The sequence below is a fragment of the Prauserella sp. PE36 genome (genome assembly GCF_003311655.1).
Taxonomy (GTDB): Bacteria; Actinomycetota; Actinomycetes; order Mycobacteriales; family Pseudonocardiaceae; genus Prauserella_A; species Prauserella_A endophytica.
Window position 1 is genome coordinate 22167 of sequence record NZ_QEQT01000060.1, and the last position, 10786, is coordinate 32952.

Sequence of the window (10786 nt, forward strand, 5' to 3'; positions counted from 1 at the left end):
TCAGTACCCGAGGGCCTTGCGGACGTCGCCCTCCACGTCGGCGGCCGCCACGAACAGCAGCTCGTCGCCGGGCTCCAGCGGGTCGTCCGGCTGCGGCACGATCACCCGGTCGCCGCGCAGGATCGTCACCAGCGCGGCGTCGCGGGGCAGCGCCAGGTCCCGCACCGGCTTGCCGGCCAGCGGCGTCTCCGACGGCAGCGTGAGCTCCACGAGGTTGGCCTGGCTCTGCCGGAACGTCATGAGCCGCACCAGGTCGCCGACGCTCACGGCCTCCTCGACCATCGCGGCGAGCATCCTCGGTGTCGACACGGCCACGTCCACGCCCCAGCTGTCGTTGAACAGCCACTCGTTGGCCGGGTTGTTGACCCTCGCGACCACGCGGCGCACCGCGAACTCGGTCTTGGCCAGCAGCGACACCACGAGGTTGACCTTGTCGTCGCCGGTCGCGGCGATCACCACGTCGCACAGCTGGATGCCGGACTCCTCCAGCGTCGACACCTCGCACGCGTCACCGAGCACCCAGTCGGCCTGCTCGACGGTGCCCGGCGTGAACTGGCCGGACTGCCGCTCGATGAGCATCACCTGGTGCCCGGCCTCGATCAGCTCCGACGCGATGGACCGGCCCACCGCGCCGGCACCCGCGATCGCGACGCGCATTAGTGTCCTCCGCTGGAAGTCTGTTGCTTGAGTCGGTGGATCCAGGTTTCCGCCGGCAAGGCGCCGGTTCGCCCTCGTGCTGGACCGTACTCGGGCGGACCGGTGACGCCGCCGGCGGGAAGCAGGGCGGCTGAATCATGTGGCGAACTTCCGGCGGGGGGCACTAGCTCTCCTCCTCTGGGCCACGGGCGGCCACGCTCGTCACGTCCCCGACGGTGCCCGAGTGCGCGGCGACGTACACCGCGTCGTCGGCCTGCAGCACCGTCTTCGCGTCGGGCAGCACACCGGTGCCGAAGCGCATCACGAACGCCACACGTGCGCCGGTGGCGTCCTCGAGCTCCCGCACGCTGTGCCCGATCCAGTTCTCGTGCAGGGGCAGCTGCAGCAGCGCCACCGTGCCCGTCGGATCGCGCCACGACGCCGCCACGCCCTCCGGCAGGAGGGTGCGCAGGAACCGGTCGGTCGTCCAGGGCACCGTGGCCACGGTCGGGATGCCGAGCCGCTCGTAGACGGCCGCGCGCTTCGGGTCGTAGATGCGCGCCACGACGTGCTCGACGCCGAAGGTCTCGCGCGCCACGCGCGCGGAGATGATGTTCGAGTTGTCGCCGCTCGAAACGGCGGCGAACGCGCCCGCGTGCTCGATGCCCGCCTCGATCAGCACCTGCCGGTCGAAGCCCATGCCGACCACCTGCTGGCCGTGGAAGTCGCTGCCGAGGCGTCTGAACGCCTCCCGGTCGCGGTCGATGACGGCCACGTCGTTGTCGAGCCGCTCCAGCGCGGCCGCCAGGGACGCGCCGACGCGGCCGCATCCCATGATCACCACGTGCACGTCGTGTGCCTCCTCCAGTGCGTCGGCGACTGCGCCGAACCTACCCCCGCAAGCTTCCGCCCACGCGGACAGGCCGGGAATCCACGCACTCAGCTTTCACGATGTTCGGAAGGTTGGAAAGGTTACGATGTCCGGTGAACCGGAGAGTGGAGGAGCATGGCGGACGTGCGGGACCCGGCCGAACGGATGGCCCTGACCCTGACCCGGCACGGCATGCACCGCATGACCGCCAGGGTGCTGTGCGTGTTGCTGTTCGCCGACCAGGAGACGATCACGGCGGGCGAGATCGCCGAGTGGCTGGGCGTGAGCGCGGGCTCGGTCTCCGGCGCGCTCAAGATGCTCGAGGCGATGGGCATGGTCGAGCGGGCCCCGGTGCCCGGCAGCCGCCGCGAGCACTACCGCTTCCCCGACGACGCGTGGCCCACGCTGATGTCCAACCAGAACCGGGTGGTGGAGGAGATGCAGATCGCCGCGGACGCGGGGATCGCGGTCGTGGGCGAGGGCAGTCCAGCAGGACGAAGGCTCGCCGAGATGCGCGACTTCTACGCCCACCTCATGCGGGCACTGCCCGAGCTGATCGAGGACTGGCGGCGCGGCCGGGTCCAGTCCTGATCCGGCACCCGAGACCCCGACGATTACGCTCCTGCCGTGTCCAAGTTCGCCACCGCGACGAAACGACTCGTTCTCGGTCGCCCCTTCCGCAGTGATCGGCTGGCGCACACCCTGCTGCCCAAGCGGATCGCGCTGCCGGTGTTCGCGTCCGACCCGATGTCGAGCGTGGCGTACGCGCCCGAGGAGATCCTCCTCATGCTGTCGGTCGCCGGAGCGTCGGCGTACGTCTACAGCCCCTGGATCGGCCTGCTCGTCGCGCTGGTGATGGCGGCGGTCGTCGCCTCGTACCGGCAGAACGTGCGCGCCTACGGCTCCGGTGGCGGCGACTACGAGGTCGCCACGGTCAACCACGGCCCGCGCTGGGGACTCGTGGTCGGCAGCGCGCTGCTCGTGGACTACATCCTCACCGTCGCCGTGTCGATCTCGTCGGCCGCGGCGAACATCGGCTCCGCGGTGCCGTTCGTCGCCACGCACAAGGTGGAGTTCGCCGTCGTGGCGATCCTCGTGCTGATGGCGATCAATCTGCGTGGCGTCCGCGAGTCGGGCACGGCGTTCGCGATCCCGACCTACGCGTTCGTGGTGGGCATCCTCGGCATGATCGCGTGGGGCGCGTTCCGGACCTTCGTGCTCGACGAGGAGATGCCCGCGGAGAGCGCGGACTTCGAGCTCGTCGCCGAGGAACACCACCTCACCGGGCTCGCGTTCGCGTTCCTCATCCTGCGCGCGTTCTCCTCGGGCAGCGCGGCGCTCACCGGGGTCGAGGCGATCGCCAACGGCGTGCCCGCGTTCCGCAAGCCCAAGGGCCGCAACGCCGCGACGACGCTGCTGATGATGGGCACCCTCGCGGTGACCATGTTCCTCGGTCTGCTGTTCCTCGCCGACGCGACGGGCGCGATCATGGCCGAGGACCCCGAGCGTCAGCTCATCGGCGCGCCCGAGGGCTACGAGCAGAAGACCCTCGTCGCGCAGCTCGCCGGCGCCGTCTTCGCCGGGTTCCCGCTCGGCACGTGGTACGTCATCTTCTTCACCGGGCTGATCCTCGTGCTCGCGGCCAACACGGCGTTCAACGGCTTCCCCGTCCTCGGCTCGATCCTCGCCCAGGACCGGTTCCTGCCGCGCCAGCTGCACACGCGCGGCGACCGGCTGGCGTTCAGCAACGGCATCCTCTTCCTCGCCGGGCTCGCGATCCTGCTCGTGGTGGCCTTCGACGCCGAGGTGACCAAGCTGATCCAGCTCTACATCGTCGGCGTCTTCGTATCCTTCGTCCTCAGCCAGAGCGGCATGATCCGGCACTGGAACCGCAAGCTGCGCGACGAGACCGACCCGGTGGCGCGGCGGCAGATGCGCAGGGCACAGTCGGTCAACGGGTTCGGCCTGTTCATGACCGCGTCGGTGCTCGTGGTGATCCTCGTGACCAAGTTCCTGGCCGGTGCCTGGATCTCGATCGTCGCCATGGGGGCCATCTACTTCATCATGGGCGCGATCCGCAAGCACTACGACCGGGTGGCGAACGAGCTCAAGGAGATCGAGGACGAGCCGGTCACCCTCCCTGCCCGCAACCACGCGATCGTGCTCGTGTCGCAGCTGCACCGGCCCACGCTGCGCGCGCTCGCCTACGCGAAGGCCACGCGGCCCGACGTGCTCGAGGCCGTCACCGTGAACGTCGACGACGCCGACACCCGCAAGCTCGTCGACGAGTGGCAGCGGCGTGGCTTCTCGATCCCGCTCAAGGTGGTCGAGTCGCCGTACCGGGAGATCACGAGGCCCGTGCTGGACTACGTCAGGCGCATCCGGGGCGACCATCCCCGCAACGTCGTCACGGTGTTCATCCCGGAGTACGTCGTCGGCCGGTGGTGGGAGCAGGTGCTGCACAACCAGAGCGCGCTGCGGCTCAAGGGCAGGCTGCTGTTCCAGTCCAGGGTTATGGTGACGAGCGTGCCATGGCAGCTGGAGTCGTCGAAGCGGGCGTCGAAGCGGGCCGACCGCGCCCGTCCGGTCGCGGGTGACGTCCGGCGCGGCTTCTACGGGCCCGAGCGCACCAGCAACGGGGTGGCCGACCGGCGGCCCGCGAGCAAGGGGCGGGAATCCCAGCGGTGACCGAGAACTGGACCGGCCGCACTCTGGAGCTCGAGGTCGGCGCCGTCGCGCACGGCGGGCACTGCGTCGCGCGCGCCGAGGGGCGGGTGGTGTTCGTGCGGCACGCGCTGCCCGGTGAACTCGTGGTCGCCGAGGTCACCGAGGACAAGGGCAAGTCCTTCTGCCGCGCCGATGCCGTGCGGATCCTGCGCGCGTCCGCGGACCGCGTCGAGCCGCCGTGCCCTGTCGCGGGGCCGGGCCTGTGCGGCGGCTGCGACTGGCAGCACGCGAGCGGCGCCGCGCAGCGCGGGCTCAAGGCCGAGGTGGTGGCCGAGCAGCTGCGCCGGCTCGCGGACGTGGACTGGCCGGTGGAAGTGGAGGCCCTGCCCGGCTCACTGCTGCGGTGGCGCACCCGCGTGCGTTTCGTCGCGGGCCGCGACGGCAGGCCGGGGCTTCGTGCGCACCGCAGCCACCGGGTGATCCCGCTCGAGGACTGCCCGATCACGCTGGAGCAGGCCGCCTCGGCCGGGCTCGCGCGGCGCAAGCGGCCGGGCACGGAGGTCGAGACCACCGAGGACGCCCGCGGTCGCGTGCACGTCGCCGAGGTGCCCTCGGGCGGCAAACCCAGGCAGCTCACGGGAGGCACCGCCGTGGAACGTGCCGCGGGGCGGGACTGGCGGCTCGCCGCGCACGGTTTCTGGCAGGTGCATCCCGAGGCCGCCGACACCCTCGCCCGCGTGGTGGGGGAGTGGGCGCGGGCCTCGCCCGGCGCCACGGCATGGGACCTCTACGCGGGCGTGGGGCTGTTCGCGTCGGTGCTCGCCGGGCAGGTCGGCCCGGAGGGGCACGTGCTGGCGATCGAGTCCGGGCGGCGTGCCGTTGCCGACGCCCACGCGAACCTCGCGGACCTGCCGCAGGTGCGCTGGGAGTGTGCCCGCGTCGAGCACGCGCTGCGGAACGTGTCCGGACGGCCGGAGGTGGTGGTGCTCGACCCGCCGCGCAAGGGCGCGGGCCGCGAGGTCGTGGAGTCCATTGTGGAGGCAGAGCCGGAGCGGATCGTCTACGTGGCCTGCGATCCGGCCGCGCTCGCGCGTGACGTGGCGACCTTCGCCGGGCATGGCTACCGGTTGCGGGAGCTGCGCGCGTTCGACGCCTTCCCCATGACCCACCACGTGGAGTGCGTGGCGCTGCTGACGCGGTAGCGGCCGCCTAGTGCCCTCCGCCGGGAGTCTGTTGCTTGAGTCGCGGGGGGCACTAGAACCGCAGCAGCACCTTGCCCGACGACGACGCGTCGCGGGCCGTCGCGAACGCGGTCTCCGCCTCGGCGAGCGGGAACTCGTGGCTGATCACGGGCTCGGCCACCAACGAGCCGTCGGCCAGCGCGGCGACCACGCCCGCCAGCTCGGCGTGGAAGCGGAACGAGCCGGTGACGGTGAGCTCGCGCGTCACCACGAGCCCGGAGAGGAACGGCTGCTCGGGCCTCGGTGGCAGGCCGAGCAGCACCAGGTGCCCGCCGCGGCGCAGTGCGCGCACCGCGGTGGCCACACCCGCCGCCGCGCCCGAGGAGTCGATCGCGACGTCGGCGCCCAGGTCCTCTGGCGCGCTGCCGGTGAACGTCGCGGCGGCGCCGAGCTCGCGGGCCAGTCGCAGCGGCCGCTCGTGGAGGTCGGTCACCACGATCTCGCCCGCGCCCGCGCGGCGCAGCGCCGACACCACGAGGGCGCCGATCGGCCCCGCGCCCACCACGAGTACGCGCTTGCCCGCGACCTCGCCCGCCCTCGACACGGCGTGCCAGGCGACCGACGCCGGTTCGGCGAGCGCCGCGGTGCGGACGTCCAGCCCGGTGGGCAACGGCACGAGCCGGGCCGCGTCCACCACGTGCCGCTCGGCGAACGCCCCGTCGGTGTGCGGAAACCGGGCCGCGGAGCCGAGATACGTGGTGTGCGGGCACAGGTTCTGCCGCCCCGCCGCGCAGAGCTCGCACCCGCCGCACGGGGTCGCGGGATGGATGGTCACCGGCGTGCCCTCGGCTGGGCCGGAACCGTCGGCCGCCGCGACCGCGACGTGACCGGACACCTCGTGCCCGAGCACCATCGGCCCGCGCAGCACGGACTCTCCCACCGCGCCGTGCGCGTGATAGTGCAGGTCCGAGCCGCAGACGCCGCCGTAACCGACGGCCACCACGGCCTCGTGCGGCGAGGGCTCACGCATCGTGCGGGTTTCCACCCGCAGGTCACCGGCCCCGTGGGCCACCAATGCCCGGTACTCCACGATTCCTCCCGGAAGGTCAGACGACGGCGGTCATGCCGCCATCGACGAACAGCACCTGCCCGTTGACGAACGCCGAGGCGTCCGAGGCGAGGAACACCGCAGGCCCGACCAGGTCGGCGACCGCACCCCAGCGGCCGGCCGGGGTGCGTCCGGTGACCCACGCGCTGAACTCGGAATCGGCGACGAGCGCCGAGGTCAGCTCCGTGTCGAAGTAGCCAGGCGCGATGCCGTTGACCTGCAGGCCATGACCCGCCCACTCGGCGGTCATGGCCCGTGTCAGGTTCCGCAGCCCGCCCTTCGCCGCCGTGTACGGGGCGATCGAGGGGCGGGCCAGGTCCGTCTGCACCGAGCAGATGTTGATGATCTTGCCGCGGCGCCGCTCGATCATGCCCCGCGCGACGGCCCTGCCGACCACGAACGCGCTCGTGAGGTCGGTGCGCAGCACGGCCTCCCAGTCGGCGAGCGCGAGGTCGAGCAGCGGCTGCCGGTGCTGGAAACCCGCGTTGTTGACGAGGATGTCGATGCCGCCGTGCCGCTCGGCGAGCTCCGCGACGGCGCTGGTCACCTGCGCCTCGTCGGTGACGTCGAACGCCGCCGCGTCCGCGCCCAGCGCCGCGCGGGCGGACTCGAGCCGGTCCGGGTCCCGGCCGTTGAGCACGACCGTGGCCCCGGCGGCGGCGAGCCCGGCCGCTATCGCGTGGCCGATGCCCCGGCTGCTGCCGGTGATCAGCGCGACCCGGCCGGTGAGGTCGAACAGCTTGTGTGACAAGGGTTTCTCCCGTTACGCGAGGACGAACACCGCCGACGACAACGCGAAGCCCATGAGGCCGATCGTGGTCTGCATGACCGTCCACGTCTTGAGCGTCGTCTTCACATCCATCCCGAAGAACCGGCCGACGAGCCAGAACCCGGAGTCGTTGACATGGCCTGCCGTCACCGAGCCGGCGGCCAGCGCGAGCACGAGCGCGGCCAGCTCGACGCCGTTGAACGACCCGCCGAGCACGAGCGGCTGCACCAGGCCCGCCGCGGTGGTGAGCGCGACCGTCGCGGAGCCCTGCGCGATACGCAGCACCGTGGCGATCAGGTACGCGGCGACGATCACGGGCAGGCCAAGGTCGGACATCGCGTCGGAGAGCGCGTCCCCGATCCCGCTGGCCCGCAGCACCCCGCCGAACATGCCGCCCGCGCCGGTGATGAGGATGATCGAGCACACCGGGCCGAGCGCGGAGTCGACGAGCTTCTCCAGCGTCTCCTTACCGCGGCCGCGCCGGGTGCCGAGCACGTACATCGCGACGAACACCGTGATCAGCAGGGCGATCGGGGTCGAGCCGATGGCCCTCGCGACCTGGAACCAGCCGGCGTCCTCGTCGAGCCAGCCCGCCGAACCCGCGGTGTTCAGGCCGGTGTCGGTGAAGATCAGCACGAGCGGCAGCAGCAGCAGCCACACGACGGTGCCCGGCTTCGGCGGGTTCTCGTCGCGCTCGTCGTCCTCCTGCTTGCCGCCGGTGAGGATGTTCGGCACCGGAAGGACGATGTTCTTGCCTGCCCACACACCGAAGAGGTAGCTGGTGACGAACCACGTCGGGATGGCGATGAGGAGGCCGAACGCGATGACGAGGCCGACGTCGGCGCCGAGCAGCCCGCTGGCCGCGACCGGGCCCGGGTGTGGCGGGACGTAGATGTGCATCACCGAGAACGCGCCCGCCGCTGGCAGGCCGTAGAGCAGCACGCCGCCGCCGAGGCGCCTCGCGACGGAGAAGACGATCGGCAGCATCACGACGAGCCCGGCGTCGAAGAAGATCGGGAAGCCGAAGATCAGCGACGCGATGCCGAGCGCGAGCGGGGCCCGGTCCTCGCCGAACCGGCGGATCAGGGCGTCGGTGAGCGCCCGCGCGCCACCGCTCACCTCCACGAGCCTGCCGAGGATCGCGCCGAGACCCACCAGCAGGGCGACGCTCGCGAGCGTCGAGCCGAACCCGTCGGTCAGCGTGTCGATCACCTCGCCCGCCGGGATCCCGGTGGCGAACGCCGTGGCGGCGCTGACGGTGACCAGCGCCAGGAAGGCGTGGACCTTCAGCTTGATGATGAGGAAGAGCAGCACGGCGATCGCTCCGGCGGCGATCCCCAGCAGGGGGCCCGCGCCGAGCGTCTGGGTCCACTCGTCGGTGTTCATACGTCAGCTCCGTTGCTTTCCGGTGTCGCGGTGGGGCGGGTCACGGGTGCAGGCCGAGGCGCGTCAGCGCGGTGGCGGTGACCTGTCCGGGACCTTGGGTGACGTCGACGGTCACGCCGTCCTCGTCGGGGGAGAGCGGCTCGAGATCGGCGAACTGCGAGCCGAGGAGCGAGGGCGGCATGAAGTGGCCTGAGCGCTCGGCCAGCCGGGCGCCGAGGGTCTCGGCGGTGCCGTAGAGGTGGACGAACCGCACGCGCGCCGTGGCCCCGCGCAGGATGTCGCGGTAGGAGCGCTTGAGCGCGGAACACGTCACGACGGCGTTCTCACCCGCCGCGGCGCGCTCGCTGATCCAGTCCCGGATGGCCCGCAGCCACGGCGCCCGGTCGGCGTCCGTGAGCGGCGTGCCCGCCGTCATCTTCTCGATGTTGGCCGGGGGATGGAACTCGTCCGCCTCGGCCATGCGCCAGCCCAGCCGGGTGGCGATGAGCTCGGCGATGGTGGTCTTGCCCGCACCGGACACCCCCATCACCACCAGGCACGTGGACGCCATGACCGCTCCTCGTTGAAAGGTACTATCTTTGGGGCGGAAAGATAACACCATTGGCGGAGCCGGGGAAGGGGCCCCTCCCGGATAGGCTTTGTGGGTGAGCGTTGGGTACGAGCCGGGTGTCGAGGCGAGGCACAGTCCGGTGCTGGACACGATCGGGCTCGAGATCACCTGCGGCGACCTGCCCGCCGGTCACGTCCTCACGCTCGACCGCATCCAGGAGCGCTTCGGCGTCTCGCGCACGGTCGCCCGCGAGACGATGCGGATCCTGGAGTCGATGGGCCTGGTCACCTCGCGGCGCCGCGTGGGCATCACGGTGCAGCCGAGGGACTCGTGGAACGTTTTCGACCCCAGGGTGATCTGGTGGCGCCTTTCCGGGTCGGGGCGGGACGCCCAGCTGCGGTCGCTGACCGAGCTGCGGATCGCGATCGAACCGCTCGCGGCGGGTGCGGCGGCGCGCAGCGCGTCGGCGGCGCAGCGGGAGCGCGTGGTGGAGGTGGCCGGTCGCATGCGCGGGCTGGGCGAGGCGGGCAGGCTCGCCGAGTTCCTCGAGCTCGACATCGCCTTCCACCGGCTGCTGCTGGAGGCGAGCGGCAACGAGATGTTCGGCGCGCTGGCCGACGTGGTGGCTGTCGTGCTGCGCGGCCGGACCCAGCTCGGCCTCATGCCGCACCAGCCCGTTCCCGAGGCGCTGGCCCTGCACGAGGAGGTGGCCCGCGCCGTCGCGAGCGGGCGTGCCGTCGACGCCGAGGAGGGCATGCGCGAGCTGCTCGCCGAGGTCCGCGACGCGATGCTGCCCCTCTGGCAACGCTGACCCAGCTCGCGAGTCCCCCGCTCCGGCTCGCGAGTCCCCCGCTCGGGACCGCGAGTTGCCCGTTCTGGCCCGCGAGTTGCCCGCTCCGGCTCGCGAGTTGCCCGCTCCAGCCCGCTCCAGCCCGCGAGTTGTGCGTTCAGGCCGTGCGGGCGGCGATGCCGGGGTAGGACAAGACGAGCCCCGACTCGTCGTAGACCAGGGTGCAGGCGAACTCGAAGGCGCGAGCGGAGTAGTCGTACCGGTGCCGCCTGCCGTTGTCGACGAGGTGCTCGTAGACCTGCTCCAGCCGTTCGACGGCGAGGTCGTCCGCGCGCACGTAGGCCGCCGGAGCCGACGCCCGCCGGCCCGGCGGCAGGGCGAGGCGGTGGACCGGCAGCGTGTTGGTCATCGCCGACGACTCCAGGTCGACGTCGAGGCAGCCGTCGAGGTCCCCGGCCTCGGCGCCGTCGACCCACCAGTGCCCCTCGCCGTCGGCCTCGAGCACCGTCGTGCGCGCGCCGGTGGCCCAGCGCGCGGTGACGACGGTCCGGCGGGTCTTCCACGCGCGGTCCACCGTGATGTCGTAGCCGACGATCCAGGGCACGTCGTGCTCGACCGCCGTGGTGCAGCCACGCAGGTGGTACCCCTCATCGGCGGGCTCGAAGTACGCGACCTCGAACCCGGATCGCGCACCCTCGTGTGACCAGGCGGCGCTCGCGGGCGGCGCGGCGAAGGACATACCGCAACGGTAGTCGGGAACGCGCAACTCGCAGTCCGGAGCGGGGGACTCGCGGTCCGGAGCGGGGGACTCGCGGTCCGGAGCGGGGG

The 10786-nt window shown here is 72.1% G+C and carries 11 protein-coding genes; 4 read left to right on the forward strand and 7 right to left on the reverse strand.

Features of this window, described 5'->3' with window-relative positions; genetic code table 11:
* Together DI005_RS15080 and DI005_RS15085 are read right to left on the reverse strand one after the other, a co-directional pair.
* Positions 1–657: a TrkA family potassium uptake protein gene (locus tag DI005_RS15080; RefSeq protein WP_112266962.1), complete on the reverse strand. Its 657-nt coding sequence runs from the start codon at positions 655–657 to the stop codon at positions 1–3.
* Between the two features lie 163 nt (positions 658–820).
* Positions 821–1486 carry a TrkA family potassium uptake protein gene (locus DI005_RS15085; protein WP_112266961.1) on the reverse strand — a complete coding sequence of 222 codons (666 nt, stop codon included), beginning with the start codon at positions 1484–1486 and terminating at the stop codon, positions 821–823.
* Between the two features lie 156 nt (positions 1487–1642).
* On the opposite strand from DI005_RS15085, the gene DI005_RS15090 reads away from it, so the two are divergent.
* Genes DI005_RS15090 through DI005_RS15100 form a run of 3 tightly spaced genes read left to right on the forward strand, consistent with a single transcriptional unit; the run spans position 1643 to position 5376 of the window.
* Entirely contained in the window at positions 1643–2098 is a 456-nt protein-coding gene (locus DI005_RS15090) for a GbsR/MarR family transcriptional regulator (protein ID WP_112266959.1), read from the forward strand.
* 36 nt (positions 2099–2134) lie between these two features.
* Positions 2135–4195 (forward strand): APC family permease, encoded by a 2061-nt coding sequence (locus DI005_RS15095; protein ID WP_112266957.1) that lies wholly within the window; start codon positions 2135–2137, stop codon positions 4193–4195.
* Positions 4192–5376, forward strand: a complete 1185-nt coding sequence (locus DI005_RS15100; protein WP_113642540.1) for a class I SAM-dependent RNA methyltransferase — start codon at positions 4192–4194, stop codon at positions 5374–5376. The genes DI005_RS15095 and DI005_RS15100 overlap by 4 nt, the downstream gene beginning before the upstream one ends.
* A gap of 52 nt (positions 5377–5428) precedes the next feature.
* Here DI005_RS15100 and DI005_RS15105 read toward each other — a convergent pair whose 3' ends face one another.
* Genes DI005_RS15105 through DI005_RS15120 form a run of 4 tightly spaced genes read right to left on the reverse strand, consistent with a single transcriptional unit; the run spans position 5429 to position 9168 of the window.
* On the reverse strand, positions 5429–6445 hold the full coding sequence (locus tag DI005_RS15105; RefSeq protein ID WP_228714039.1) for an L-idonate 5-dehydrogenase: 1017 nt from the start codon (positions 6443–6445) through the stop codon (positions 5429–5431).
* A 16-nt stretch (positions 6446–6461) separates the two neighbouring features.
* Complete coding sequence (locus DI005_RS15110) at positions 6462–7214, reverse strand: SDR family oxidoreductase (RefSeq protein WP_113642542.1); 753 nt, start codon at positions 7212–7214, stop codon at positions 6462–6464.
* Positions 7215–7226: 12 nt separating this feature from the next.
* Complete coding sequence (locus DI005_RS15115; protein WP_113642544.1) at positions 7227–8618, reverse strand: GntP family permease; 1392 nt, start codon at positions 8616–8618, stop codon at positions 7227–7229.
* A gap of 40 nt (positions 8619–8658) precedes the next feature.
* Positions 8659–9168 carry a gluconokinase gene (locus tag DI005_RS15120; RefSeq protein WP_112266949.1) on the reverse strand — a complete coding sequence of 170 codons (510 nt, stop codon included), beginning with the start codon at positions 9166–9168 and terminating at the stop codon, positions 8659–8661.
* A gap of 94 nt (positions 9169–9262) precedes the next feature.
* Here DI005_RS15120 and DI005_RS15125 point away from each other — a divergent pair, with 94 nt between their 5' ends.
* Positions 9263–9979, forward strand: a complete 717-nt coding sequence (locus DI005_RS15125) for a FadR/GntR family transcriptional regulator (RefSeq protein ID WP_112266947.1) — start codon at positions 9263–9265, stop codon at positions 9977–9979.
* A gap of 136 nt (positions 9980–10115) precedes the next feature.
* On the opposite strand, the gene DI005_RS15130 is transcribed toward DI005_RS15125, so the two are convergent.
* On the reverse strand, positions 10116–10786 hold a 671-nt coding region (locus DI005_RS15130), incomplete at its 5' end, for a putative glycolipid-binding domain-containing protein (protein ID WP_233520146.1).

Coding starts and splice junctions, on each gene's coding strand:
- DI005_RS15080 (WP_112266962.1), bottom strand. CDS start 657: ATGCGCGTCGCGATCGCGGGTGCCGGCGCGGTGGGCCGGTCCATCGCG.
- DI005_RS15090 (WP_112266959.1), top strand. CDS start 1,643: ATGGCGGACGTGCGGGACCCGGCCGAACGGATGGCCCTGACCCTGACC.
- DI005_RS15115 (WP_113642544.1), bottom strand. CDS start 8,618: ATGAACACCGACGAGTGGACCCAGACGCTCGGCGCGGGCCCCCTGCTG.
- DI005_RS15120 (WP_112266949.1), bottom strand. CDS start 9,168: ATGGCGTCCACGTGCCTGGTGGTGATGGGGGTGTCCGGTGCGGGCAAG.